25 protein-coding genes and 1 riboswitch are annotated in these 24,955 nt (G+C 70.9%); of the genes, 11 read left to right on the plus strand and 14 right to left on the minus strand.

Features of this window, described 5'->3' with window-relative positions; genetic code table 11:
- Positions 1-13 precede the first annotated feature (13 nt).
- Positions 14-766, plus strand: a complete 753-nt coding sequence (locus OG357_RS12680; RefSeq protein WP_329621240.1) for an SDR family oxidoreductase — start codon at positions 14-16, stop codon at positions 764-766.
- Positions 767-997: 231 nt separating this feature from the next.
- Positions 998-1,783, plus strand: coding sequence for a glucosamine-6-phosphate deaminase (gene nagB, locus OG357_RS12685; RefSeq protein ID WP_317602051.1), 786 nt, complete (start codon positions 998-1,000; stop codon positions 1,781-1,783).
- A gap of 73 nt (positions 1,784-1,856) precedes the next feature.
- On the opposite strand, the gene OG357_RS12690 is transcribed toward nagB, so the two are convergent.
- The 6 genes from OG357_RS12690 to OG357_RS12715 form a co-directional block, all read right to left on the minus strand.
- Positions 1,857-3,380: a glycoside hydrolase family 3 protein gene (locus tag OG357_RS12690; protein WP_329621241.1), complete on the minus strand. Its 1,524-nt coding sequence runs from the start codon at positions 3,378-3,380 to the stop codon at positions 1,857-1,859.
- A gap of 8 nt (positions 3,381-3,388) precedes the next feature.
- On the minus strand, positions 3,389-4,270 hold the full coding sequence (locus OG357_RS12695; RefSeq protein ID WP_329621242.1) for a carbohydrate ABC transporter permease: 882 nt from the start codon (positions 4,268-4,270) through the stop codon (positions 3,389-3,391).
- Complete coding sequence (locus OG357_RS12700; RefSeq protein ID WP_329621243.1) at positions 4,267-5,259, minus strand: carbohydrate ABC transporter permease; 993 nt, start codon at positions 5,257-5,259, stop codon at positions 4,267-4,269. Before OG357_RS12700 ends, OG357_RS12695 begins: the two co-directional genes overlap by 4 nt.
- A 75-nt stretch (positions 5,260-5,334) precedes the next feature.
- Entirely contained in the window at positions 5,335-6,612 is a 1,278-nt protein-coding gene (locus OG357_RS12705; RefSeq protein ID WP_329621244.1) for an extracellular solute-binding protein, read from the minus strand.
- A 284-nt stretch (positions 6,613-6,896) separates the two neighbouring features.
- A complete protein-coding gene (locus OG357_RS12710; RefSeq protein WP_329621245.1) occupies positions 6,897-7,220 on the minus strand; it encodes a hypothetical protein in 324 nt (107 codons plus the stop codon).
- 70 nt (positions 7,221-7,290) lie between these two features.
- The gene (locus tag OG357_RS12715) at positions 7,291-7,554 is read right to left on the minus strand and encodes a hypothetical protein (RefSeq protein WP_329621246.1); all 264 of its coding nucleotides are present in this window, start codon (positions 7,552-7,554) and stop codon (positions 7,291-7,293) included.
- Positions 7,555-7,949: 395 nt separating this feature from the next.
- On the opposite strand from OG357_RS12715, the gene OG357_RS12720 reads away from it, so the two are divergent.
- The 7 genes from OG357_RS12720 (at position 7,950) to OG357_RS12750 (ending at position 15,550) form a co-directional block, all read left to right on the plus strand.
- On the plus strand, positions 7,950-8,714 hold the full coding sequence (locus tag OG357_RS12720; protein WP_317602049.1) for a GntR family transcriptional regulator: 765 nt from the start codon (positions 7,950-7,952) through the stop codon (positions 8,712-8,714).
- A gap of 169 nt (positions 8,715-8,883) precedes the next feature.
- Positions 8,884-9,165, plus strand: a complete 282-nt coding sequence (locus OG357_RS12725) for a DUF3311 domain-containing protein (protein WP_329621247.1) — start codon at positions 8,884-8,886, stop codon at positions 9,163-9,165.
- On the plus strand, positions 9,162-10,808 hold the full coding sequence (gene mctP / locus OG357_RS12730; protein WP_329621248.1) for a monocarboxylate uptake permease MctP: 1,647 nt from the start codon (positions 9,162-9,164) through the stop codon (positions 10,806-10,808). Before OG357_RS12725 ends, mctP begins: the two co-directional genes overlap by 4 nt.
- A gap of 83 nt (positions 10,809-10,891) precedes the next feature.
- The gene (locus tag OG357_RS12735; protein ID WP_329621249.1) at positions 10,892-11,392 is read left to right on the plus strand and encodes a GNAT family N-acetyltransferase; all 501 of its coding nucleotides are present in this window, start codon (positions 10,892-10,894) and stop codon (positions 11,390-11,392) included.
- 64 nt (positions 11,393-11,456) lie between these two features.
- Positions 11,457-11,583: riboswitch (cobalamin riboswitch) on the plus strand.
- A 132-nt stretch (positions 11,584-11,715) separates the two neighbouring features.
- On the plus strand, positions 11,716-14,082 hold the full coding sequence (locus OG357_RS12740; protein ID WP_329621250.1) for a ribonucleoside-diphosphate reductase subunit alpha: 2,367 nt from the start codon (positions 11,716-11,718) through the stop codon (positions 14,080-14,082).
- The gene (locus OG357_RS12745) at positions 14,082-15,095 is read left to right on the plus strand and encodes a ribonucleotide-diphosphate reductase subunit beta (protein ID WP_267045766.1); all 1,014 of its coding nucleotides are present in this window, start codon (positions 14,082-14,084) and stop codon (positions 15,093-15,095) included. The genes OG357_RS12740 and OG357_RS12745 overlap by 1 nt, the downstream gene beginning before the upstream one ends.
- Positions 15,096-15,145: 50 nt before the next feature.
- Entirely contained in the window at positions 15,146-15,550 is a 405-nt protein-coding gene (locus OG357_RS12750) for a ribosomal maturation YjgA family protein (RefSeq protein ID WP_329621251.1), read from the plus strand.
- Here OG357_RS12750 and def read toward each other — a convergent pair.
- The 8 genes from def to OG357_RS12790 all read right to left on the minus strand — a co-directional run bounded on the left by def (position 15,526) and on the right by OG357_RS12790 (position 22,869).
- Positions 15,526-16,164 carry a peptide deformylase gene (gene def, locus OG357_RS12755; protein WP_329621252.1) on the minus strand — a complete coding sequence of 213 codons (639 nt, stop codon included), beginning with the start codon at positions 16,162-16,164 and terminating at the stop codon, positions 15,526-15,528. The genes OG357_RS12750 and def overlap by 25 nt on opposite strands.
- 61 nt (positions 16,165-16,225) lie before the next feature.
- A complete protein-coding gene (locus OG357_RS12760; protein ID WP_329621253.1) occupies positions 16,226-17,206 on the minus strand; it encodes a tetratricopeptide repeat protein in 981 nt (326 codons plus the stop codon).
- 80 nt (positions 17,207-17,286) lie between these two features.
- On the minus strand, positions 17,287-18,576 hold the full coding sequence (locus tag OG357_RS12765) for an HD-GYP domain-containing protein (RefSeq protein ID WP_329621254.1): 1,290 nt from the start codon (positions 18,574-18,576) through the stop codon (positions 17,287-17,289).
- Positions 18,573-20,009, minus strand: coding sequence for an HD-GYP domain-containing protein (locus OG357_RS12770; RefSeq protein WP_329621255.1), 1,437 nt, complete (start codon positions 20,007-20,009; stop codon positions 18,573-18,575). Before OG357_RS12770 ends, OG357_RS12765 begins: the two co-directional genes overlap by 4 nt.
- A 152-nt stretch (positions 20,010-20,161) precedes the next feature.
- A complete protein-coding gene (gene rsrA, locus OG357_RS12775) occupies positions 20,162-20,473 on the minus strand; it encodes a mycothiol system anti-sigma-R factor (RefSeq protein ID WP_317598973.1) in 312 nt (103 codons plus the stop codon).
- Complete coding sequence (locus tag OG357_RS12780; RefSeq protein WP_055641410.1) at positions 20,470-21,126, minus strand: sigma-70 family RNA polymerase sigma factor; 657 nt, start codon at positions 21,124-21,126, stop codon at positions 20,470-20,472. The genes rsrA and OG357_RS12780 overlap by 4 nt, the downstream gene beginning before the upstream one ends.
- A 252-nt stretch (positions 21,127-21,378) precedes the next feature.
- Positions 21,379-22,011: an alpha/beta hydrolase family protein gene (locus tag OG357_RS12785; RefSeq protein WP_329625577.1), complete on the minus strand. Its 633-nt coding sequence runs from the start codon at positions 22,009-22,011 to the stop codon at positions 21,379-21,381.
- 42 nt (positions 22,012-22,053) lie between these two features.
- Positions 22,054-22,869, minus strand: coding sequence for an SOS response-associated peptidase (locus OG357_RS12790; protein ID WP_329621256.1), 816 nt, complete (start codon positions 22,867-22,869; stop codon positions 22,054-22,056).
- 49 nt (positions 22,870-22,918) lie between these two features.
- Between OG357_RS12790 and OG357_RS12795 the strand changes: the two genes are divergently transcribed.
- A complete protein-coding gene (locus OG357_RS12795) occupies positions 22,919-23,602 on the plus strand; it encodes a M50 family metallopeptidase (protein WP_329621257.1) in 684 nt (227 codons plus the stop codon).
- A gap of 20 nt (positions 23,603-23,622) precedes the next feature.
- Complete coding sequence (aroA, locus tag OG357_RS12800; RefSeq protein WP_329621258.1) at positions 23,623-24,954, plus strand: 3-phosphoshikimate 1-carboxyvinyltransferase; 1,332 nt, start codon at positions 23,623-23,625, stop codon at positions 24,952-24,954.
- The last annotated feature ends 1 nt before the right edge of the window (position 24,955 follow it).

Below are 24,955 nucleotides of genomic sequence, written 5' to 3' on the forward strand. Positions count from 1 at the left end.
GGGGGGCGTCGCCATGGGCGTGCTCGCAGGGAAGACGGCACTGGTCACGGGTGGCAGCCGGGGCATCGGGCGCGGGATCGCGGAGCGGCTCGGCCGGGAAGGCGCCCGGGTCGCGGTGCACTACGGAAGCAACGAGACGGCGGCGAAGGAGACGGTCACGGCGATCGAGGCGGCCGGCGGCGAGGCCTTCGCGATCGGGCGGGAGCTGGGGACGCCGGGGGACGCGGCGGCGCTCTGGGCGGCCTTCGACGAGCGCGCGGACGGCCTCGACATCCTCGTGAACAATGCCGGGATCGGGGCGAGCCGGCCCTTCGAGGCGATCGGCGAGGAGGAGTACGACCGGATCTTCGCGGTCAACACGAAGGCGCCGTTCTTCCTGGCACAGCTGGGCGCCGAGCGACTGCGGGACGGCGGACGGATCGTCAACGTCTCGACGGGCCTGAGCAAGGCGGCGCTGATGCCGGAGACGATCGCGTACGCGATGTCGAAGGGCGCCCTGGACGTCTTCACCCGCTATCTGTCGAAGGTCCTCGGGCCGCGGCGGATCACGGTCAACGCGGTGGCGCCGGGAATCGTGGACACGGACATCAACGCCGGCTGGCTGCGGGGCAACGACCAGGCCTGGGCCGGGGCGGCGGCGATGTCGGCGCTCGGCGGGGTCGGCACCCCGGCGGAGATAGCGGACGTGGTGGCCTTCCTGGCCTCCGAGGACGCGCGCTGGGTGACGGGCCACTGGATCGACGCCACGGGCGGCTCGCTGGCCTGAGCCGGGCGCGCAAAAGGGTGCACTGAGGGCGCGTGGAGGGGCGCATGGAGGGCGCCGTCCAGGGGCGGATTCGAGTGGCTGGTGGGGCGGGCGCGGCAGACGATGGTGACGGTGCCGTCCGCACGTCGGAACGGCATGAGGAGACGGCCTCCCCTCTGCTAGATTTGGCTTTGATTGGTCTATACCACATGGCCCCTCTCCTAGCCCCTCCACCAGATCGGCAGGCACAGCGTGGAAGTTGTCATCGTCAAGGACGCCAAGGCGGGCGGCGAGCTCATCGCGGACGGCATCGCCGGCCTCCTGCGCCGCAAGCCCGACGCGCTGCTCGGCGTGGCCACGGGTTCGACTCCGATCCCCATCTACGACGCCCTGACCGCCCAGGTCGCGGCCGGTTCCGTGGACGCCTCCCGCGCCCGGATCGCCCAGCTGGACGAGTACGTCGGACTGCCGTCCGGGCACCCCGAGTCGTACCGCTCCACCGTGCTCCGTCAGGTCGTCGAGCCCCTCGGGCTCTCCCAGGACGCCTTCATGGGCCCCGACGGCTCCGCCGAGGACGTCCAGGCGGCCTGCGAGGCGTACGACAGGGCGCTGGCCGAGGCCGGCGGTGTGGACCTGCAGATCCTGGGCATCGGCACCGACGGGCACATCGGGTTCAACGAGCCGTGCTCCTCGCTCGCCTCGCGCACCCGGATCAAGACGCTGACCCAGCAGACCCGCGTGGACAACGCCCGCTTCTTCGACAACGACATCGCGCAGGTGCCGCACCACGTCATCACCCAGGGCATCGGCACCATCCTGGAGGCCCGCCACCTGGTGCTGCTCGCCACCGGCGAGGGCAAGGCCGAGGCCGTGGCGCAGACCGTCGAGGGCCCGGTCGCCGCGCTCGTGCCGGCCTCCGCGCTCCAGCTGCACCCGCACGCCACGGTCGTCGTGGACGAGGCCGCGGCCTCCAAGCTGAAGCTCGCGGACTACTTCCGCCACACCTTCGCCGACAAGCCCGCCTGGCAGGGCATCTAAAGACGTCCAGGGGACACGACGAAGGGGCCCGGCACCTGATTCAGGTGCCGGGCCCCTTCGCGTACGAGTGCGCTCAGCTGCCGGTGCCGACCACGGCCTCGGCGGCCGCGCGGCCGCAGACGCGGGCCGCGCCGTGCGTGGCGATGTGCAGGGCCCCGCGGGGCTCCGCCTCGTTGAGGCCCATCTCGACCACGACGGTGTCGGGGCGGGCCGCGAGGAGACCGTCCAGGGCCTGAGTCATCCACGGGTGACGGTGGGCGTCACGGACGACCGCGACGATCCGGCGCTCCCCCGCGGCGGCGAGGATCGGGTCCACCGAGGCCTCGTCGTACGAGCCGGTCTCCGTGCCGGGCAGCAGGCGCTCCAGCTCCGCCGCGATGCCCCAGGGCGTCTCGTCGCCGACGGCGAAGTTCGCGACCGGGGTGAAGGAGGCCACGTAGGGAGCGCTGCTCACCGGGGTGTACGGCCGCTCCCCCCGGGTCACCTTCAGGGCCCGGCGGGCCGCGACGAGTCCGATGTCGGCGCCGGGCGCGGTCCCCTCCTGCACTGCCGCGCCCGGCACCGATTCAGCCCCCCTGGCCCGGTGCGACTGGGTCCAGGCCGCCAGGGCGCGCACGCGCGCCGCGGCGTCGGCCAGCCGCTCCTCGGGCAGTTCACCGGTCCGTACCGCGTCGACCAGCGCGTCGCGCAGCCGCAGTACGGTGTCCTCGTCGCACAGCCCGCCGCCGACGCAGATGGCGTCGGCGCCCGCGGCGATCGCGAGGACGGATCCGCGCTCGATGCCGTACGTCGCCGCGACGGCCTGCATCTCCATGCCGTCGGTGACGATCAGCCCCTCGAAGCCCAGCTCCTGGCGCAGCAGACCGGTGAGGATCTGCGGGCTCAGGGTGGCCGGACGGTGCGGGTCGAGCGCGGACAGAAGAATATGCGCGCTCATGACCGCTTTGGTACCCGCGGCGATGGCGGCGCGGAAAGGTACCAGCTCACGGGCGTGCAGTGTGGCGAGGTCCACATCGATCCGGGGCAGCGCGTCGTGCGAGTCGACGTTGGTGTCGCCGTGTCCCGGGAAGTGCTTCGTGCAGGCCGCGACCCCGACGCCCTGGAGGCCGTCGACGTACGCCACGGTGTGCCGGGCGACCAGGTCCGGGTCCGGCCCGAAGGACCGGACGCCGATGACCGGGTTCTCGGCGTTGGAGTTGACGTCCGCCGAGGGCGCCCAGTTGAGATCGACGCCGCACTGGGCGAGCCGGCGGCCGAGCTCGCGGGCCACGGCCCGGGTGAGCTCGACGTCGTCGACACTGCCCAGCGCGTAGCTGCCGGGGAAGGAGGAGCCCTGCTTGACCTCCAGGCGGGTGACGTCCCCGCCCTCCTCGTCGATGGCGACGAGGACGTCGTCCCGCTCCGCGCGCAGCTGCGCGGTGAGCGCGGCGAGCTGCTCGGGGCTGACGATGTTCCGGCCGAAGAGGCCGACGGAGGACAGGCCCTCGCCGATGTGACGGCGCAGCCAGTCAGGGGCGGTGGTGCCGACGAATCCGGGCTGGAGGACCGTGAGCGCGTCTCGGGTCAGGGTGTCCGAGCCGTGTACGAGAGTGGTCATGGGAGCCGTTATCCCTTCACCGCGCCGGCGGTCAACCCCGCGGCCATCTTGCGCTGGACAAGGAGGAAGAGGATCACGATGGGGACGGCCATCATCGTCGAGCCCGCCATCATCGGTGCGTACTCAGTGCCGTTCTTGGTGATGAAGTTGCTGAGCCAGACGGTGGCCGTCTGGTTCTGCTGGCTCATCAGCATGAGGGCGTACAGGTACTCGTTCCACGCCTGGATGAAGCCGTATACGGAGGTGGCGACCATGCCCGGTGCGAGCAGCGGGAAGACGACCCGGACGAAGGCGCCGGTGCGGGTGCAGCCGTCGACCTGCGCGGCCTCCTCCAGCTCCTTGGGGATGTTCACGATGAAACCGCGCAGGGTCCACACGGTGAACGGGAGGATGAAGGTCAGATACGTGAGAATCAAGCCGCTGAGCTTGTCGTACTGACCGAGGTCGTTGAGCATCAGGAAGACCGGGATGATCATGGCGACGAGCGGGATCATCTGGACCGCGAGGATGCCGACGATCACGATCTTGCGGCCCCGGAAGGCGAAGCGGGAGATCGCGAGGGCGGCGAGCAGGCCGACCGCGATGCCGATGACGACCACGACGAGCGAGACGACCAGGCTGCGGAGGACCGGTCCCCAGAAGTCCGCGATGTCGAGGGCGCGCGAGAAGTTCTCGAGCGTGAAGGTCGACGGGAAGAACTGCGGGTTCGGATCGATGGCGTCCTTGGCCGGCTTGAATGCCGTGTTGATCATCCAGTAGACCGGGAATCCGGCCGTGAGGACGACGAAGAGACCAAGGAGGTTCCAGCCGAGCTTGGACTTGCGGCGGCGGCTGGGCGCGGGGGCAGAGGCCTTGACGGCCGAGCCCGCGGAGGCGTTGGCGGCGCTCACTCCACATCTCCGATCTTGAGCATCTGGCGCATGTAGACGGCGACGACGCCGAGCAGCAGGAGGACCGTGACAAGCGCGATCGCCGAGCCGGTGCCGTAGTCGTTGACGACGAACGCCCTGTCGAAGGAGTACGTGGTGAGGAGCTGGAACTCGGGCTCGGGGTGGCCGTTGCGCATCACGTAGACCTGCGGGAAGACGCCCATGTCCCAGATCACCGAGAGCGTGGTCAGCATGACGATGATGGGCTTGAGGATGGGCAGGGTGACGAAACGGAAGACGCCCCAGGCGCCCGCTCCGTCGAGCCTGGCAGCCTCTTCGAGCTCCTTGGGCACCTGCGTGAGGCCGGCGCTCAGGGTGATCACCACGAAGGGGACGGCGCCCCAGACGACGAGCAGCATGATCACGGCGAGGCCCTGCGGGCCGCTGGCGAACCAGTTGTGGCCGATCATGTCGACGCCGGGGATGCGGCTGAGCAGCCAGTTGAGTACGCCGTAGTCGGCGTCGAAGAGCCACTTGAAGATGGCGGTCGCGACGATGATGGGCATGCCCCAGCTCGCCACGAGCACGATGTTGATGAGCGCCTTGACCCAGCCCGAGACCTTCTGCAGCAGCAGCGCGATCATCATGCCGAGGACCATGGTGGCGATCACCGCGCCGCCTGCGAAGAGGATCGTGCGCAGGACGACGGCCCAGAACTCGCCGTCGGTGAGGATCCTGGTGAAGTTCTCGAACCCGGCGGACTCGGCTTCCTGGAAGCCCCACAGCTGGGGCTGTCCGAACTTCTGGAACGACAGGGTGACCAGGCGCGTGAGGGGGTAGCCCAGCACCAGGAGGAGGACGAGGAGGCATGGCGCGAGAAGCAGCCATGGGACACCTGGCCCGCCGTTCGACTTCTTGCCGGGCTTCCCCGGGCCACCGGCTGTGGAGCCGGAGGGTGGCGATTGCCGCACCGGCGGCACCTTCGCGGTGGTTGTGTCTGCGGCACTCATCCCGTGCTCCTCAGCGATCCCTCTCGTGGTACGGGCGGCAGGGCCCCGTCGGAGTGACGGGGCCCTGCCCATAGGTCACTTGGTGTTGATGACCTTGTCGATCGCGGCGTCGGCAGCCTTGGCTGCCTCCTCGACCGACTTGCCCTTGGCAATGTCGATGAGCATCGTCTTGAGGGTCTGGGCCTTCTCGACCTGACCCCAGCCGGGGGCGGTCGGGACGAACCAGCTGGACTCGGCAGCGGTCGCCGGGACTGCGGTGGCCGGATCGTTCTTCAGCGGAGCGAGAGCCGCCTTGTTGTTGGGCAGGTTGCCCTTGGAGACGAGGCCCTTCTGGCCCTCGGCGCCGGTGAAGGCGGCGATCCACTCGGCGGCGGCGCCCTGCGCCTTGGACTTGACCGGGATGGCCAGGTCCGAACCGCCGAGGAAGACCGGAAGGTTCTTGCCGTTCGGGCCGGGCATCACGAAGTTCTCGAGCTTGTCCTTCAGCCCGCCGACCTTGTCGGACTTCGGGTCGGCGGCGGTGGCGCCCTCCCAGCCGGCGGCGAAGATCGTCGCGGACTTGCCCTGGCCGAAGACGACCGGACGGTCGGACTCGTCCTTCGTCTTGTCACCGTGCATGTACTTGTCGAGGACGCCCTTGTACGCGGTGAGGCCCTTGAGGGACTCGGCCGAGGACAGGTTCGCCTTCCAGGTCTCGCCGTCCTGCTTGGCGATGGAGCCGCCCGCGTCGTAGACGAAGGCCATCGCGCCGTACCAGTCCGGCGACGGCTGGTACCAGGCGCTGAACTTGTCGCCCTTCTTCTTCTGGATGGCGTCGAGAGCGGCGGTCAGCTCGGCCCAGGTCTTCGGGGCGGCCTTCACGCCGACCTCGGCGGCGATGTCCTTGCGCCAGGTGCCTACGCGACCACCGGCGTAGTAGGGGACACCGTAGGTCTTGCCGTTGTAGGTGACCGAGGCCTTCAGGGCGTCGAGCCACTGGTCGGAGTTCTCGAACTTCGACGCGTCGACCTCGGCGAAGGCGCCCTTGGCCATGTAGCTGATCATCTCGGAGTTGCCCATCTCGACAACGTCCGGGGCCTTGTCCGTGGCGAGCACCGCGTCGAGCTTGGTGTTCTTGTCCGGCCAGCCGTAGTACTCGTGCTTGATCTTGATGCCCGGGTGCTTCTTGGCCACCGCGTCGTCAGCGGCCTTGACGAGCTCGGGCCAGTTGTTCTGAGCGTCGACGGTCAGCCAGACGGTGAGCTCCTTGACGTCGCCGCCGGCCTTGTCACCGCTCTTGTCGGATCCCCCGCACGCCGCGATTGAGACCATCATGCCCGCGACACCGATCGCCGCGATGAGCTTGCGCTTCACGCCACCCTCCTCAGGGATGCCTGCAACCCCTGCCCACCGCGCGAAGACATACGTCGGGTAGTGCTTGTGGGGCTGGGACCTGGCCGTTAATGGTTTAGACCAGTACCGGGAGCTTGGCCTAGACCTTTTGGGGTGTCAAGGGTGTGCAAGAGGGGTAACGGCGTCCGTTATCGGACCGACACCGAACCCTCGCCCAGCCCCGGCGGACGGCGCGCAAACGCGGGCGGCGGCACCCAGGAGGGGTACCGCCGCCCATCGTCCGACCCGCGGAGCCTCCGCGGGGGTCAGCCGATCTCGAACTCCGGCGTTCCGTAGACCCCGGCGGTCTGGTTGCTGGAGCAGGTCGCCCGGGACACCCCCGTCTTCACCCACGGCCCCACCAGCTCCCAGGTCCTCCCGGACGGCCCGATGCAGAATGTGGTGACCCGGTACTTCGCCGTGCCCACATTCACGCAGCCGGCGGCGGCCGTGTACGGACTCTCCTTCTTGACCCAGCACTCGGGGTAGGCCGCGGAGGCGGCTGACGCGGGCTGGGCCAGGACGACCCCCGCCCCGGCCATGACCGCCGAACTCACGAACACGGCCGCACTTCTGGCGATCCTGAGCATGCTTCCCTCCAGATTCCCGACGACGGGTCGACCGTCGAAGCGATGATCGAATTGACGGTCGAATCGACGGTCAGACACGGAACTGCACGGTCACCGACAGGACGCGAGCCCCACAGTCCACCGTGGAGACATCCGGCAGGCCGACACCCTTCCACGGGCCGTACTTCACGAAGGTGTAGGTGTTGTTGCCCGCGATGCACACCGCCTTCACCCGGTACGTCTCCTCGCGGGCCGTCCCTCGGCAGACAGCGGACGCCTTGGTGCCGCTGACCCAGTGGTCGCACGCGATACCCGGCACGTCAGCGGTCACGACGGCGGCGTTCGCAGGCGCCATGGAGGCGCCACCCAACAACGCGCCCGCAGCCATGGCCACGGCTCCGACAGCAGACCTCTTGCGCATGGACACAAGATCCCCTTCGCTCTTCGCATACTCTGACTCCGACGGCGAAAGGTATAGACCTTCCCCTCGGGAGCGACTACGGGGAACGGAATACTCCGTCACGTCTCCCCCCGGAGGGGCCCGCGCGAGAGCTCCGCACATCCCGCCGGAATGGCCTAGACCAACAGGGGATCTCTCGGTGTATAAGAAGCAGGGGACGACTCCTCCTCGCCGAACCGGCACATATCGGCAGGAGAAACCGTGGTGGCACATGAACCGTGCCACCATGTGAGCCGCTACAGACGGAGGAGCCGGTGACGGCAGCAGCACAGGAGTCGGGAAGGCAGGCCATGGCCAGGGACGCGGGCAGCACGGAACCGGAGGCCGGGGTCGCCACTCGCACCGCGCGCGTGCCCAAGTACTACCGACTGAAGCGGCACTTGCTCGACATGACGGAGACCCTGCCGCCCGGCACGCCGGTCCCGCCGGAGCGCACGCTCGCCGCCGAGTTCGACACCTCGCGCACCACCGTGCGCCAGGCGCTCCAGGAGCTGGTCGTCGAGGGCCGCCTGGAGCGCATCCAGGGCAAGGGCACCTTCGTGGCGAAGCCCAAGGTCTCTCAGGCCCTGCAGCTCACCTCGTACACGGAGGACATGCGCGCCCAGGGCCTCGAGCCCACCTCGCAGCTCCTCGACATCGGGTACGTCACGGCCGACGACACACTCGCCGGACTGCTCGACATCTCGGCCGGCGGCCGGGTGCTGCGCATCGAGCGGCTGCGCCTGGCGAGCGGCGAACCGATGGCGATCGAGACCACACACCTTTCGGCCAAGCGCTTCCCCGCGCTGCGCCGCTCGCTGGTGAAGTACACCTCGCTGTACACGGCGCTCGCCGAGGTCTACGACGTGCACCTTGCCGAGGCCGAGGAGACCATCGAGACCTCCCTCGCCACCCCGCGCGAGGCCGGTCTGCTCGGTACGGACGTGGGCCTGCCGATGCTGATGCTTTCCCGCCATTCCCTGGACGCCCAGGGCGAGCCGGTGGAGTGGGTACGGTCCGTCTACCGCGGCGACCGGTACAAGTTCGTGGCGCGCCTCAAGCGGCCCAACGGCTGAGCGGATCCGCACGCCTGAGGAGGAGGGTCGCCGAAGTCCCGGCGGCCCTCCTCCTTTTCGTGTTCCAGGGGATTCGCTTCCGTTATGCGGACAGGGGTTCCGCGGAGCGTAGGCGTCCCCTAGATTTCCCCAGCATTACCGAGGTGATCAGCGAGGGGACGAAATCGCCATGTCAGAGGCGTCAGAGGTGCCGGAAACGGCAGAAACGACACAAGGGAAACAACCCGTCATCACCCCCCTGCGGGTGGTGATAGCGCTCTGCCTGTTCGCGCCGTTCGTGGCGATGCTCTGGGTGAGCTCCTACGCGAAGACCGAACCGCTCTTCGCCGGCATCCCGTTCTTCTACTGGTACCAGATGCTCTGGGTGCTCGTCTCCACCGCACTCACCATGATCGCGTACAAGCTGTGGCAGCTGGACCAGCGAGGCCGCAAGGGAGGTGACGTGCGATGAAGGACGTGACCGGCGTGAACGGCGTCGCGCTCGCCGTATTCATCTTCTTCTTCCTGGCCGTCACGGTCATGGGATTCCTCGCCTCGCGCTGGCGCAGGGCCGAGAACGAGAACAGCCTCGACGAATGGGGCCTGGGCGGCCGGTCGTTCGGCACCTGGGTGACGTGGTTCCTGCTCGGCGGCGACCTCTACACCGCGTACACCTTCGTCGCCGTCCCGGCGGCCATCTACGCGGCGGGCGCGGCCGGCTTCTTCGCCGTCCCGTACACGATCCTGGTGTACCCGCTGATCTTCACCTTCCTGCCGCGCCTCTGGTCGGTCTCGCACAAGCACGGATACGTCACCACCTCCGACTTCGTGCGCGGCCGCTTCGGCTCCAAGGGCCTGTCGCTCGCGGTCGCCGTCACCGGCATCCTCGCGACCATGCCGTACATCGCGCTCCAGCTCGTCGGCATCCAGGCCGTCCTGGACGTGATGGGCGTCGGCGGCGGCGAGACCACGCACTGGTTCATCAAGGACCTGCCGCTGCTCATCGCCTTCGGTGTCCTCGCGGCGTACACGTACTCCTCGGGCCTGCGCGCCCCGGCGCTCATCGCCTTCGTCAAGGACACCCTGATCTACATCGTCATCGCCGTGGCGATCATCTACATCCCGATCAAGCTCGGCGGCTTCGACGAGATCTTCGCCAAGGCCGGCGAGGCGTACGCGCAGACCAACGAGGCGACCGGCAAGCCGCGCGGCACGCTCGTCCCCGGCGAGGCCGGCCAGTGGACGTACGCGACGCTGGCGCTCGGCTCGGCGCTCGCGCTCTTCATGTACCCGCACTCCATCACGGCGACGCTGTCCTCGCGGAGCCGTGAGGTGATCCGCCGCAACACCACGATCCTGCCGCTGTACTCGCTGATGCTGGGCCTGCTCGCGCTGCTCGGCTTCATGGCGATCGCCGCCGGGATCCAGGTCAAGAACGGCCAGCTCGCCATCCCGCAGCTCTTCGAGACCATGTTCCCGGACTGGTTCGCGGGCGTCGCCTTCGCCGCGATCGGCATCGGCGCGCTCGTCCCGGCCGCGATCATGTCGATCGCCGCGGCCAACCTCTTCACCCGCAACATCTACAAGGACTTCATCAAACCGGACGCGACCCCGGCCCAGGAGACCAAGGTCTCCAAGCTCGTCTCGCTCCTGGTGAAGGTCGGCGCGCTCGCCTTCGTCCTCACCATGGACAAGACGGTCGCGATCAACTTCCAGCTCCTCGGCGGCATCTGGATCCTCCAGACCTTCCCGGCGCTGGTCGGCGGCCTCTTCACCCGCTGGTTCCACCGCTGGGCGCTGCTCGCCGGCTGGGCCGTCGGCATGGTCTACGGCACGGTCGCCGCGTACGGCGTCGCCAGCCCGACGCAGAAGCACTTCGGCGGTTCCTCCGCCGAGATCCCGGGCATCGGCGAGATCGGCTACATCGGTCTCACCGCCTTCGTCCTCAACCTCGTCGTCACGGTCGTCCTGACCTTCGTCCTCAAGGCCGTGAAGGCCCCCGAGGGCATCGACGAGACGTCCCCGTCGGACTACACGGCCGACGCGCCGGCCCGCACGGCGAAGCCGGACACGGACCCGACGCCGGACGCGAAGGTCGGCGCCGGAGTGCACTGACCTCGCGGTACGGCCACGGGGCCCGGGATCTCCGCCAGGAGGTCCCGGGCCCCTGCGCGTGCCTCGCGAGGCAGACTGGCCCCATGGACTTCACGATCAGGGCGGTACGGCCCGAGGAGTACGAGGAGCTCGGGGATCTCACCGGGCTGACCTATCTGAACGACGGGCTGCTGCTCCACGGCGAGGACGACTTCTATCTGGCCGTGCTGCGCGACACGGCCCGCCGGGCCCGCGAGGCCGAGGTGCTCGTCGCCGTCGACGCGGACGAGCGGATCATCGGCGGCGTGACCTACGCCCAGGGCGACACCACCTGGGCGGACATAGCCGTCGTCGGCGAGGCCGAGTTCCGGATGCTCGTGGTCGCGCCGGAGGCCCGCGGCAGGGGCGTCGGAGAGTCGCTCGTACGCCACTGCGCGGACCGCGCGCGGGCCGTGCCGGAGTGCGCGCGGCTCGTGCTCTCCACGGACGCGAAGATGGTCTCCGCGCACCGGATCTACGAGCGGATGGGCTTCGTCCGCACCCCGGAGCGGGACTGGGAGCCGGTTCCCGGCCACCGGCTGCGGACCTACGCCCTGGAGTTCTGACACCCAAAGCAACCGAGGGCGACACAACATGTGGGGGGTGCCGCAAGCGGCGCCCCCCACATGTATGCTCATGCTCGCTGTCGACGCAGGGAAATCCGGCGCGAATCCGGAACTGTCCCGCAACGGTGTGCTTCGTACCCATACGCGCGTACGAGGCGAGTCCGAGGACCTGCCGACAGCGCGCCCGGTCCGACCGTTCCGGGTGTCACTGACGTCCGGGCCTCGCGGAGTGGGCCGGTGGACGCGGCGCATCCGGCGTACGGATGCCCGCCTGCCCGCCTTCCCCCGCCCGCGGCCCCGAGCCGAGCGAGGGAGAGCCCCACGTGACCATCGCGCCCGCCGATCCGGCCACGGCGATCGAGAGCGACGGACCCGGCACCGTGCTGCTGCGGACCCTGACCGATCTCACCGCCGACCTGCCCGACACCGACCCCGGCAAGGTCGCCGCCGCCGCGCTCCGCGGCCGCAGCGCCACGGCGGACGAGGCGGAACTGCGCGAGCTGGCCACCGAGGCGGCCGCCGGCCTGATCTCCGAGGACCCGGCCTACTCCCGGCTCGCCGCCCGGCTCCTGACGATCACCATCGCCGACGAGGCCGCGAGCCAGGGCGCGGTGTGCTTCTCCGCCTCCGTGGCCGTCGGTCACCACGAGGGTCTGATCGCCGACCGCACCGCCGACTTCGTCGCGCTGCACGCGGACCGGCTCGACGCGACCGTCGACCAGGCCGCCGACGACCGCTTCGGCTACTTCGGTCTGCGCACCCTCTTCTCGCGCTACCTGCTGCGCCACCCGATCACCCGCAAGGTGATCGAGACCCCGCAGCACTTCATGCTCCGCGTCGCCTGCGGCCTCGCCGAGGACGACAGCGTCCGCGCGCTCGACGAAGTGGCCGCCCTGTACGGCCTGATGAGCCGCCTGGACTACCTCCCGTCCTCCCCCACGCTCTTCAACTCCGGCACCCGCCACCCGCAGATGTCCTCCTGCTACCTCCTCGACTCCCCGCAGGACGAACTGGACTCCATCTACGACCGCTACCACCAGGTCGCGCGCCTCTCGAAGCACGCGGGCGGCATCGGCCTCTCCTACTCCCGCATCCGCGCCCGCGGTTCCCTCATCCGCGGCACCAACGGGCACTCCAACGGCATCGTGCCGTTCCTCAAGACCCTCGACGCCTCCGTCGCCGCCGTGAACCAGGGCGGCCGCCGCAAGGGCGCCGCCGCCGTCTACCTGGAGACCTGGCACGCGGACATCGAGGAGTTCCTGGAGCTCCGCGACAACACGGGCGAGGACCAGCGCCGTACGCACAACCTCAACCTGGCGCACTGGATCCCGGACGAGTTCATGCGCCGGGTCAACGCGGACGCCGAGTGGTCGCTGTTCTCCCCGGCCGACGTGCCCGAGCTCGTCGACCTGTGGGGCGAGGAGTTCGACGCCGCCTACCGCGCCGCCGAGGCCAAGGGCCTGGCCCGCAAGACCATGCCGGCCCGTGACCTGTACGGCCGGATGATGCGGACCCTGGCCCAGACCGGCAACGGCTGGATGACCTTCAAGGACGCCTCGAACCGGACGGCCAACCAGACCGCCGAGCCCGGCCACACCGTCCACTCCTCCAACCTCTGCACGGAGATCCTGGAGGTCACGGACGACGGCGAGACCGCGGTCTGCAACCTGGGCTCGGTCAACCTCGGCGCGTTCGTGGACGCTTCGACCCAGGACATCGACTGGGAGCGGCTCGACGCGACCGTCCGCACGGCCGTCACCTTCCTCGACCGGGTCGTCGACATCAACTTCTACCCGACCGAGCAGGCCGGGCGTTCCAACGCCCGCTGGCGGCCGGTGGGCCTGGGCGCGATGGGCCTCCAGGACGTCTTCTTCCAGCTGAAGCTGCCCTTCGACTCCCCCGAGGCGCGCGCGCTGTCGACCCGTATCGCCGAGCGGATCATGCTCGCCGCGTACGAGGCCTCCGCCGACCTCGCCGAGCGCAGCGGCCCGGTCCCCGCCTGGGACAAGACCCGCACGGCCCGTGGTGTCCTGCACCCCGACCACTACGACGTGGAGCTCAACTGGCCCGAGCGCTGGGCCGCGCTGCGCGAGCGGATCGCCGCGGTCGGCATGCGCAACAGCCTGCTCCTGGCGATCGCGCCGACGGCGACCATCGCCTCGATCGCGGGCGTCTACGAGTGCATCGAGCCGCAGGTCTCCAACCTCTTCAAGCGCGAGACGCTGTCGGGCGAGTTCCTCCAGGTCAACTCGTACCTCGTCGACGAGCTGAAGCGGCTCGGCGTGTGGGACGCCCAGACCCGGGACGCGCTGCGCGACGCCAGCGGCTCGGTCGCGGGCTTCACCTGGATCCCGGCCGAGGTGCGCGAGCTGTACCGCACGGCCTGGGAGATCCCGCAGCGCGGCCTGATCGACATGGCCGCCGCCCGCACCCCGTTCCTCGACCAGTCGCAGTCCCTGAACCTGTTCCTGGAGACGCCGACGATCGGCAAGCTGTCGTCGATGTACGCGTACGCCTGGAAGCAGGGGCTGAAGACGACGTACTACCTGCGCTCGCGCCCGGCGACCCGGATCGCCCGCGCCGCCCAGGCGTCGACGACGGCCGCCGCGCCCATCCCCGTACAGGCGACCCCCGAAGAGGCCCTCGCCTGCTCTCTCGAAAACCCCGAGTCCTGCGAGGCCTGCCAGTAATGTCCAGCGACAACAAGAACCTGCTCGACCCGGGCTTCGAACTGACCCTCCGTCCGATGCGCTACCCGGACTTCTACGAGCGCTACCGCGACGCGATCAAGAACACGTGGACCGTGGAGGAGGTCGACCTCCACTCGGACGTCGCCGACCTCGCGAAGCTCACCCCCGGTGAGCAGCACATGATCGGCCGGCTCGTCGCGTTCTTCGCGACCGGCGACTCGATCGTGTCGAACAACCTCGTGCTGACGCTGTACAAGCACATCAACTCCCCCGAGGCGCGGCTGTACCTCTCGCGCCAGCTGTTCGAGGAGGCCGTGCACGTCCAGTTCTATCTGACGCTGCTCGACACCTACCTGCCCGACCCGGACGACCGCGCCGCCGCGTTCGACGCGGTCGAGGAGATCCCGTCCATCCGCGAGAAGGCGCAGTTCTGCTTCCGCTGGATGGACTCGGTGGAGAAGATCGACCGCCTGGAGACCCAGGCCGACCGCCGCCGCTTCCTGCTGAACCTGATCTGCTTCGCGGCGTGCATCGAGGGCCTGTTCTTCTACGGCGCCTTCGCGTACGTGTACTGGTTCCGGTCCCGCGGCCTGCTGCACGGCCTGGCCACCGGCACCAACTGGGTGTTCCGCGACGAGACGATGCACATGAACTTCGCCTTCGAGGTCGTGGACACCGTCCGCAAGGAGGAGCCGGAGCTCTTCGACGACGCCCTCCAGCAGCAGGTCACCGACATGCTGAAGGAGGCCGTGGAGGCGGAGCTGCAGTTCGGCCGCGACCTGTGCGGCGACGGCCTGCCCGGCATGAACACCGAGTCGATGCGCGAGTACCTCCAGTGCGTCGCCGACCAGCGCCTCCAGCGCCTCGGCTTCGCCCCGGTGTACGGCTCGGAGAACCCGTTCGCGTTCATGGAGCTCCAGGGCGTCCAGGAGCTCACCAACTTCTTCGAGCGCCGCCCGTCCGCCTACCAGGTGGCGGTCGAGGGCTCGGTGGACCTGGACGAGGACTTCTGACCCTGCACCGCCGCGCAGTCACCCATGCCGTGCACCTTAGGGTGCACGGCATGGGTGATCTCGCACGTACGCGCCTCGTGGCAGGCGCCGCCGCTCTGCTCACCGTCGTCGCCGGCCTGGGCATCAGGTCCGCGGCGACGGGGGTCGTGGCGAAGTACGCCGGTGACGCCCTCTACACAGTGCTGATCCTGACCCTGGTGGTGCTGCTGGCACCCCGGGTGCGGCCGCCGGTCGCGGCGGGGGTCGCGCTGGGCGTCAGCTGGGCCGTGGAGCTGTTCCAGCTGACCGGCGTACCGGCGGAACTGGCCGCGCACAGCACGCTCGCCCGGCTGGTGCTCGGCACGTCGTTCAACGCGCCGGACCTGTTCTGGTACGCGATCGGCGCGGCGGTCGGCTGGGCCGTCCACCGCGCCGCACGTGTACGTCCGCGTCAGGCGTTCGGCACCGTCTCGTAGCGCGGGGTGCCCTCTTCCATCTGGCGCAGGGCGTCCTTGCGGTCGCGCTTGGAGAGCCGGTCGATGTACAGGTAGCCGTACAGGTGGTCCGTCTCGTGCTGGAGGCAGCGGGCGAAGTAGCCGGTGCCGCGCACCTTGATCGGGTTGCCCTGGGCGTCCTGGCCGCTGACCACCGCGTAGTCGGGGCGGCCCAGCTCGGCGTAGGCGGTGGGCACGGACAGGCAGCCCTCGTTGGACTCGTCCAGGTGGCGCTGGTCGGCCGGCAGCTCCTCCAGGACCGGGTTGACCACGACACCGGTGTGCCGGGCGCCCTCGTCGTCCGGGCAGTCGTAGACGAAGACCTTGAGGTCCACACCGATCTGGTTCGCGGCCAGGCCCACACCCTCGGCGGCCTTCTGGCTGGCGAACATGTCGTCGATCAGCGCCGCGAGCTTGTCGTCGAACTCGGTGACGTCCTTGCACTCCTTGTGGAGCACGGGGTTGCCGACGACGGTGATCGGGCGGGCCGTGCCGCGCTCCCGGTAGGCGAGCTCACGCGCCTCGCAGTCCTCCGTGTCCACGACGAAGCCGTCGTTCACGTCGTTGATCTGCTCGTCAGTGTCCTGCTGCGTCATGACCGGCGCGTGCCTTCCTCGGAACCCCAGTAAAACGATCCCGTACAGCCTACGGGCAGCGTCAGCAGACCTCTTCCAGATCCCGCCACTCACGGCTGTCGGGGCTGTCCGCGACCCACCCGTCGAGGAGTCCGCGCACCAGGCCCGCCGGGGCCGCGATGCCGCACTCCCGCTCCGGGACCCACAGCTCGCCGGGCGAGCGGTGGCCGAGCGGCCCGGGGTGCCCCGGCTCGCTGTGGTCGTGCGGGTCGGAGTGCTCGCCCTCGCCCTCGGCGCTCGGCATGGTCGACTCCGAACAGGCGCGGCAGAGCAGCCGCACGGAGGACGACCAGTCCTCGGCGGCGAAGCCGGCCTCGGCGGCGAGCTGCTCCAGGGCGTCCCGGTCGGCCTCGGTGGCGGCCTCCAGGAGGACCACCCAGGTGGGGACGGGGGACGGCGCCCACAGCTCGATCTCGTCGAAGACCGGGTAGGAGGGGCCCGCGGTGGTGGTGCGCTCGCCGTTCGGCACGCCGTCGTGGAGGACGACCTCGCCCCAGCGGCGCCCCGAGGACGGCAGCGGGATGGAGAGGACCTCGATACGGGCCGGGTCGAGCCTGCGGCCCCACACGACCTCGGCCTCGCCCTCGGGCGAGAGCCGGACGGCGGCGCTGCCCAGCTCCATGCCGGCGGGCTCGCCGGTGCCCGCGGCGGCCCCGGGCACCTTCAGCCCGTACGCCTGCCAGGCGCGGCGGGCCAGCGGCCAGTCCTGGAGCGCGGTCGCCGCGATGCCGACGTTCCACCAGTCGGGGGCGCCGGACTCCTTGTCGAGCAGCGCGACCGCGCGCAGCCCGGCCGCCCTGGCCTGCTCCCAGTCGTGCCGGAACTTGTGCAGCAGGGCGAGGTTGAACCAGGACTCCGAGAGCCAGGGCTCCAGATCCGCCGCACGTGTCAGCAGCGCGCCCGCGTCCTCGTACCGCCCGTCGCCGATCAGCGTGAACGCGCGGTCGGTGGCCTGCCGCCACGAGGCGGAGGGCCGATGCCGTACCTTCCCGAAGATCCTCACGATTCCCGCCTGCCGGTCGCTTTCACCCTCTTGTTCGCATCCAACCATGCCCGGTCGGACGCGCGCTCATTACCCATGGGTTACCCAGCGACGGCCGAGGTCACCCCAGCCGCTCCGCCCCGCGCCAGGACCCTGGCCAGGCATTCGACGACGTCCGGGTGATAGTCGCGTGCGGTGCCGAGGCGGAGCCGCTCCAGGGCTTCGAGGGCGGCGCCCGCGCCGTCGCCCGCCAGGTCGTCGTAGGCGTTCACGGTCCGGACGATCCGGGCGGGCAGCGGCTGCTCGCGGTACGGGTCGGCCTGCCGCTCGACGACGACGGCGACGGCCGCGGGGACCCCGGTCCTGCGGACGACCTCGCCGCCCAGGAGGGCGATTCGGCGCTGCTCCTCGGCCGGCAGGACGGCGGTGGCGCCGCCCTCGACGGGGTCGACGAGGGAGAGCTGTCCGATGTCGTGCATGAGCGCCGCGTACTCCAGGACGGTCAGCTCGGCCCCGGAGAGGCCCAGCTCACGCCCGACGGCCGCGCTGAGGGCGGCGACCCGGCGGGCGTGGCCGGGCGGGGTGCAGCCGGCGATCTCGGTGGCCCGGGCGAGCGAGGCGATGGTCTGCCGGTTGACGGTCCGCACGGCCGCGTACCGCCGGAAGGACACCTGGGTGAGCAGCAGCGGTACGGCGAGCACGGGCAGCGCCCAGAGCCCGGCCGCGGCCACGCCGAGCGCCATGACGGCGCCCGTGGCGCAGACGGCCGAACCGATGCCGAGGAGGGCGCGCAGCTCGTCGCGGAGGAGGGGGCCGTACGGGAATCCGGTGCGGGCCCGGAGCACGAGGGCGGCGAGCACGGCGTCGCAGAGGGCGGTCAGGACGAGCAGGAGCAGCAGGAAGAAGGCGTACGCCGGGCCCTCGCCGAGGTGGGCGACGACGGCGCCGGAGTTGTAGAGGGGCTGGAAGCAGAGGGCGGCGAAGGCGACGGTGAGGACGCGGCGGGCGAGGTGGTCGGCGTCGGGGCCGTGGCCCCTGGCCAGGTGGGGGACGATCCCGGCGAGTCCGGCGGCGACGACGACGGCGACGATCTGGAGGACGCCGTGGGTGGTGGCGGTGCCGGCGTCCGTCCCGAGCAGGGCGTACGCGAGGGCTCCCGCGGCGGCGAGCGGCGCGGGCTCGCTCCCCCGTGGCTCTTCGAGCACGGGAGGTGCCCCCATGTTTCGTGGAGCGCCCCAGCGGGCGAGCTCGCCGAGGACGATGAGCGTGCCGAAGGCGAGGGCGTTGCCCGGTTCCGCGACGCCGTACCAGAGGGTGGTGCCGAAGGCGGTGAGGCTCAGCAGCAGGGCGGCCGTGTACACGGCCCCGACGGTGAGGGCCCCGGGCCTCATGCGCGCTCCTTCGGCCGGGTGGTGAGGGGGGCGTCCGACGCGCGCGGCGGGGGCAGGGTCCCGTCGGCCGGGTCCGGCGGGGGTGTCTGCGGGGGCGCCTGGACCGGGGCCGGCGGGAGCGGCGGGGGCGTCTCGTCGGCGGTGACGTCGGTCTGCCAGCCGTGCCGGTCGAGGGCGCTGACCAGGGCGGCGACCATCCGAGGGTCGAACTGGCTGCCCGCGCAGCGCTCCAGTTCGGCGACGGCGGTCGGGACGGGGCGGGCCCGGCTGTAGGAGCGGGTGGAGGTCATGGCGTCGAAGGCGTCGGCGACGGCGACCACCCGGGCGAACTCGGGGATCTGCTCGCCGTGGAGCCCGTACGGGTAGCCGCTGCCGTCCATGCGTTCGTGGTGGTGGAGGATCGCGGACCGGGCCTCGCCGAGGAAGCCGATGCCCCGGACCATCTCGTGCCCGTACTCCGGGTGCAGTTCGATGACCTGGCGCTCCTCCGGTGTCAGCGGCCCGTCCTTGCGCAGCAGGCGCGTGGGCACGCCCAGCTTCCCGACGTCGTGGAGGATGCCGGCGAACCGCACGACGTCGAGCCGGTCCTCCGCCATGCCGAGCTCACGGGCGATCAGGACGGAGGCGTGGCCCACCCGTTCGCTGTGGCCGCGGGTGTACCGGTCCTTGATGTCGACGGCCTGGACGAGGGCGCGGATGGTGGCCTGGTGCGCGGCCCGCTCGCGGTGGTACTGGGCGAAGACCCAGCAGGAGATGTACATCGGCAGCAGGACGAAGAGCCCGGCGGTCGGTCCGTACGAGCTGCGCCAGAGCACGGCCATCATCAGTCCGGCGAGCCCGTGCACGGCGTGCGGGGCGAGGGCGCGGCCGAGGAGCCCGCGCCAGGCGGCGCCGGCCGGCAGGCCGTCGGCGGTGGCCCGGATGCCGCCGTCGAGGGCGGTCAGGACCAGGCAGAAGGTGAGCGCGGCGGCGCCCGCGGGCACCAGCGCGTACGGCAAGTCGGGGGCGTCGGGGCCGTTTCCGAGGGCGGTGGAGCCGCCGAGGGCGCCGGCGGCGAGGGAAGCGGCCCAGACGGCGAGGGCGGTGGCGGCGGCCCGCCAGGCGCGGCGCGGTCCGGCGGGCGGCTCCTCGACCCGGGCGAGGAGGCTGCCGGGCAGCGCGGTGAGCGCGGCGGCCGCGGGCGGCAGGAGCAGCGCGGAGGCGAGCAGGACGGGGAAGAAGGAGCCGGTGCCCATGGGGACGGAGCCGCCGAGCGTGCGGCCGAGGAGCCGGCAGCGGGCGGGCAGCTCGCAGAGCGCGTACAGGGCGGCGAGGAGCGCGACGGTGCCCCAGGGGGTGGCCGCTCCGGGGCGCAGCGCGGGCAGGGCGCACGCTCCGGCGGCGAGCAGGGCGCAGCCGATGTAGACGGCTGCCGCCCGCGGAATGACCTTCACGCCCATCACATGTGTCACGCTAGCGAGTTGGACGGTCCGAGAGGTGGTGCTGCGGCCGATTCGCACCATCGGGTGATACAAGCTGATATATGCGCGGGGCCGCCGCGATCGCTTCGCGGCGGCCTACGGGTCCTGTCGTGCCCTTGTTCCGCCTACTCCTGCGGAGCCGGAGCGGGCGTGGCCGTGATGTCCTGCTCGGGCACCAGCTGTCCCGAGCGGATCAGGTCGATCCGGCCCATGACCTTGGACCGCAGGTCGGTGGGGACGTCGTCACTGCCGCAGCAGCGCTTGACGAGCTTCTTCACCGCTTGCTCCAGGCCGTACTTCTCCAGGCACGGGGAGCACTCCTCGAAGTGCACCTCGAACTTGGTGCAGTCGCTGTCGGGCATCTCTTTGTCGAGAAACTCGTAGAGATGATCCAGGACCTCTGAGCAATCCGTCTCGTGCGGCTCTCCGCAGCTCATGAGCCCGAGCCTTTCAGATCGTTCGACGACTCTCCGGCGCCCGCGGGAACCAGCCCGCGGTCGCGGGCGTAGTCCTCGAGCATGCCGCGCAGCTGGCGGCGGCCCCGGTGCAGTCGGGACATCACCGTACCGATGGGTGTCCCCATGATGTCCGCGATCTCCTTGTACGCAAAGCCCTCGACATCCGCGAGATAGACCGCGATGCGGAACTCCTCGGGAATCGCCTGGAGGGCTTCCTTCACGTCGGAGTCGGGAAGGTGGTCGAGGGCCTGCGACTCGGCGGAGCGCAGACCGGTCGACATGTGCGACTCGGCGCGGGCGAGCTGCCAGTCCTCGATCTCCTCGGCAGCACTGCGCTGGGGCTCACGCTGCTTCTTGCGGTACGAGTTGATGAAGGTGTTCGTGAGGATGCGGTACAGCCACGCCTTGAGGTTCGTGCCCTCACGGAACTGGTGGAAGGATCCGTACGCCTTCGCGTAGGTCTCCTGCACCAGGTCCTCCGCGTCCGCGGGGTTGCGCGTCATGCGCAGGGCGGCGGAGTACATCTGGTCGAGGAATCCGAGGGCGTCCCGCTCGAAGCGCGCGTTGCGCTCCGCGGTCGTCTCCTCGGGGCCGTCGTCGGTCCCTGTGTCGGTCCCAGTGACCGGACCCACCTCCTCCAGCGTGGTGGCGAGCCCGAAGGCGGACCCACTCGTTTCGGAGGATAGACGAGGAACCGCTCCGCCCGCCGCCCGAATAGGGGCGATCTTGGGCGCGGGCAGCACTGTCCAGTCGAGGTCAGCGGCCTGCGCGCGCTCGGGGCAGATGGTCGAACCCATGCGACGGACTCCCTCTTCCTTGCTCTCACACCGACGCTCTCCACAACAGAGGTCCCCCGCTCAACATTCCCGGTACGGGGGCCGGTGTCAGCGCAGTGTGACGAGCCACTCGGTGACGCCGTGCACGAGGACGTCGAGGGCCTCGTCCTGGGTGAGCGGCGCGCGCTTGGGCACGGCGAAGCCGTGGTCGCCGTAGGGCACCTCGACGAGGGAGTGCGGGCCCGCCGGGAACTCCTCGGGGCGCCCGAAGGGGTCGTTGCCGCCCTGGACGACGAGGGTGGGCAGGCCGGCGCCGAGGAGCTCGTCGGCACGGGAGCGCTCGGGCTTCCCCGGCGGGTGGAGGGGGAAGCTCAGCGCGAGGACGGCGAGCGCGCCCAGCTCCCGCCCGGTCCGGCAGGCGACCCGGGCGCCGGCGCTGCGGCCGCCCGCGATCACGGGCAGGCCGGGCTTCGCGAGAGCCGGCCAGAGGCCGCGCCAGCCGGTGTCGAGGGTCTTGGGCGCGGGGGCGACCTTCTTGCCGGCGACCCGCCAGGGCTGCTCGACGAGGGCCGTGGTCACGCCGTGGGCGGGCAGCGCGCCTGCCAGGGCCCGGAGGTCACGGGCCTCGATCCCGCCGCCGGCGCCGTGGCCGAGGGCGAGGACGGCCCACGGCTCCGTCCCCTCGTACCAGGTGATGCGCGCCTCACCGGCGTCGGTGGAAACGGTCTCGTACTGTGTCACGTCGGTCACGCCTCCATCCTGCCGTCCGTTCGTCCCGAACGGTCAGAAGAGCGTGCCCTCCTCGGGGCCCTCCAGCTCCGTCAGGAGTTCGGGGCCGTTGTTGCGGACGTTGCTGACCGCCGTCGACACCGGGTAGGCCCGCATCAGCCCCTCCGGCGGGGCGGTGAGCAGCCCGCGCAGCTCGTCCTCGCCGGTGCGCGCCGGGTCGAGCCAGGCGTCCCACCGGTCCTCCGTCAGCATCAGCGGCATCCGGGGGTGGATGTCGGCGAGCGAGTGCGGCCCCTCGGCCGGGGCCACGCCCAGCGGGCCCGTCTCGGCCTCGGTGGTGACGATCGAGCAGGTCACCCACCACGCGGAGGGGTGCTCGTCGGGCAGGGTGCGGTCGCGCCAGAACTCGTAGAGACCGGCCATCGCGAAGACCGAGCCGTCCGCCGGGGTCACGAAGTACGGCTGCTTCCGCGGCCGCTTCTTCTTCCCCTCGACCTCCAGGTCCCGCTCCCCGGCGGCGGTCACCCATTCGTAGTAGCCGTCCGCGGGGAGGATGCAGCGGCGGGCGGCGAACGCGCGTTTGAAGGAGGGCTTCTCGTGCACGGTCTCCGCGCGCGCGTTGATCATCCGGGCGGCGCCCTCGGGCGTCTTCGCCCAGGACGGGACGAGGCCCCACTTCAGCGCGCGCAGCTGGCGAACCGGCCGGCGCGTTTCCGCGTCTTTCAGAGGACGCTCCAGAACGGCCCAGACCTCTTTGGTGGGTGCCACGTTCCAGTCGGGGGCCAGGGTCTCCTCCGGCTCCCACTTCTCGATCCCGAAGGTGTCGACGAGGTCCTCGGGCCGCCGACTCGCTGCATACCGTCCGCACATACGTGCCACACTGCCACGATCCCCGACCTCCCGAGGAGCGGCCCGGACCATGGACCTCTTCAGCCCGAAGGCCGCCCCGGCCGAATGGCTGGTGATCGCCACCGCGGTCGCCGCCCTCGCCGTCACCGTGCCCCGCCGCGTCTGGCTCCTCGCCCGCAACGCGATCACCATCGCCCACGAGGGCGGCCACGGAATCGTCGCCCTCGCGACCGGCCGCCGCCTCGAAGCGATCCGGCTGCACTCGGACACCAGCGGACTGACCGTGACCCGCGGCCGCCCGACGGGCATCGGCGTGGTCCTCACCCTGGCCGCCGGATACACGGCCGCCCCGCTGCTGGGCCTCGGCGGCGCCGCCCTGCTCGGCGCCGGCCTGGTCACCCTGCTCCTCTGGATCGCGACCGGCCTGCTGCTCGCGATGCTGGTGATGGTCCGCAACGCGTACGGGATGCTCACCGTCCTCCTGACGAGTGCCGCCTTCCTCCTCGTCTCCTGGCTGACCGGCCCGGAGGTCCAGTCGCTGTTCGCCTACGCGGTGGTGTGGTTCCTGCTCCTCGGCGGTGTCCGCCCGGCCTTCGAGCTCCAGGCGAAACGGCGCCACGGCGGCACTCCCGACTCGGACGCGGACCAGCTCGCGCGCCTCACCCACGTGCACCCGGGGGTGTGGCTCTTCTTCTTCCACGCGGTCTCGATCTGCGCCCTGATCGGCGGCGGGCGCTGGCTCCTCGGCTTCTGACTCACCCGTACAGTGATTCCATGACCGCAGCAGCTTCCGTGCGCCCCGATCCGTCCACCGACCTCTGGCCCGCCCCGTATGCCGGCGGCGCCGTCGACGCGACCGTCACCGTGCCCGGATCGAAGTCGGTCACCAACCGCGGCCTGGTCCTCGCCGCGCTCGCCGCCGAGCCCGGCTGGCTGCGCCGCCCGCTGCGTTCCCGCGACACCCTCCTGATGGCCGAGGCGCTGCGTACCCTCGGCGTGAAGATCGAGGAAGGGGTCGGTCCCGACGGCACAGGCGAGGCCTGGCGGATCATCCCGTCCCCGCTGCGCGGCCCGGCCGCCGTCGACGTCGGCAACGCGGGCACGGTCATGCGCTTCCTGCCGCCCGTCGCGGCGCTCGCCGACGGCGCCGTCCGCTTCGACGGCGACCCCCGCTCCCACGAGCGTCCGCTGCACGGCGTCATCGACGCCCTGCGCGCGCTCGGCGCCCGCATCGACGACGACGGCCGGGGCGCGCTGCCCCTGACCGTGCACGGCGCCGGGGGCCTGGACGGCGGCACCGTCGAGATCGACGCCTCCTCTTCCTCGCAGTTCGTCAGCGCCCTGCTGCTCTCCGCGCCCCGCTTCAATCAGGGCGTCGAGGTCCGGCACGTGGGCACGAAGCTGCCCTCGCTCCCGCACATCCGGATGACGGTCGACATGCTGCGCGCGGTCGGCGCCCAGGTCGACGAGCCGGAGCACGGCGGCGAGCCGAACGTGTGGCGGGTCGCACCCTCCGCGCTGCGCGGCCGGGACCTGGTCGTCGAGCCCGACCTGTCGAACGCGCAGCCGTTCCTGGCGGCGGCGCTGGTGACCGGCGGCCGCGTGACCGTCCCGGACTGGCCCGAGCGGACCACCCAGCCCGGTGACGCGCTGCGGCAGATCTTCACCGAGATGGGTGGCTCCTGCGAGCTGACCGAGGCCGGTCTGACCTTCACCGGTACGGGCCGGATCCACGGCATCGACGTGGACCTCGGCGAGGTCGGGGAGCTGACCCCCGGCATCGCGGCGGTCGCGGCACTCGCCGACTCCCCCTCCACCCTGCGCGGGGTCGCCCACCTGCGGCTCCACGAGACGGACCGGCTGGCGGCCCTGACCAAGGAGATCAACGAGCTGGGCGGCGATGTGACGGAGACCGAGGACGGTCTGCACATCCGCCCGCGCCCGCTGCACGGCGGCGTCTTCCACACGTACCACGACCACCGCATGGCGACGGCGGGCGCGATCATCGGCCTGGCGGTCGAGGGCGTGGAGATCGAGGACGTGGCGACGACGGCGAAGACCTTGCCGGACTTCCCGAGGATGTGGACCGAAATGCTCGGGGTCTGAG

This window comes from Streptomyces sp. NBC_01255 (genome assembly GCF_036226445.1).
GTDB lineage: Bacteria > Actinomycetota > Actinomycetes > Streptomycetales > Streptomycetaceae > Streptomyces.

Excerpts from the sequence above, each read along its gene's own strand:
- OG357_RS12680 (WP_329621240.1), top strand. The coding sequence starts at position 14 with ATGGGCGTGCTCGCAGGGAAGACGGCACTGGTCACGGGTGGCAGCCGG.
- OG357_RS12690 (WP_329621241.1), bottom strand. The coding sequence starts at position 3,380 with ATGACCACTCTCGTACACGGCTCGGACACCCTGACCCGAGACGCGCTC.
- OG357_RS12700 (WP_329621243.1), bottom strand. The coding sequence starts at position 5,259 with ATGAGTGCCGCAGACACAACCACCGCGAAGGTGCCGCCGGTGCGGCAA.
- OG357_RS12710 (WP_329621245.1), bottom strand. The coding sequence starts at position 7,220 with ATGCTCAGGATCGCCAGAAGTGCGGCCGTGTTCGTGAGTTCGGCGGTC.
- OG357_RS12715 (WP_329621246.1), bottom strand. The coding sequence starts at position 7,554 with ATGGCGCCTGCGAACGCCGCCGTCGTGACCGCTGACGTGCCGGGTATC.
- OG357_RS12720 (WP_317602049.1), top strand. The coding sequence starts at position 7,950 with ATGGCCAGGGACGCGGGCAGCACGGAACCGGAGGCCGGGGTCGCCACT.
- OG357_RS12725 (WP_329621247.1), top strand. The coding sequence starts at position 8,884 with ATGTCAGAGGCGTCAGAGGTGCCGGAAACGGCAGAAACGACACAAGGG.
- mctP (WP_329621248.1), top strand. The coding sequence starts at position 9,162 with ATGAAGGACGTGACCGGCGTGAACGGCGTCGCGCTCGCCGTATTCATC.
- OG357_RS12735 (WP_329621249.1), top strand. The coding sequence starts at position 10,892 with ATGGACTTCACGATCAGGGCGGTACGGCCCGAGGAGTACGAGGAGCTC.
- OG357_RS12745 (WP_267045766.1), top strand. The coding sequence starts at position 14,082 with ATGTCCAGCGACAACAAGAACCTGCTCGACCCGGGCTTCGAACTGACC.
- OG357_RS12750 (WP_329621251.1), top strand. The coding sequence starts at position 15,146 with ATGGGTGATCTCGCACGTACGCGCCTCGTGGCAGGCGCCGCCGCTCTG.
- def (WP_329621252.1), bottom strand. The coding sequence starts at position 16,164 with ATGACGCAGCAGGACACTGACGAGCAGATCAACGACGTGAACGACGGC.
- OG357_RS12765 (WP_329621254.1), bottom strand. The coding sequence starts at position 18,576 with ATGAGGCCCGGGGCCCTCACCGTCGGGGCCGTGTACACGGCCGCCCTG.
- rsrA (WP_317598973.1), bottom strand. The coding sequence starts at position 20,473 with ATGAGCTGCGGAGAGCCGCACGAGACGGATTGCTCAGAGGTCCTGGAT.
- OG357_RS12790 (WP_329621256.1), bottom strand. The coding sequence starts at position 22,869 with ATGTGCGGACGGTATGCAGCGAGTCGGCGGCCCGAGGACCTCGTCGAC.
- OG357_RS12795 (WP_329621257.1), top strand. The coding sequence starts at position 22,919 with ATGGACCTCTTCAGCCCGAAGGCCGCCCCGGCCGAATGGCTGGTGATC.
- aroA (WP_329621258.1), top strand. The coding sequence starts at position 23,623 with ATGACCGCAGCAGCTTCCGTGCGCCCCGATCCGTCCACCGACCTCTGG.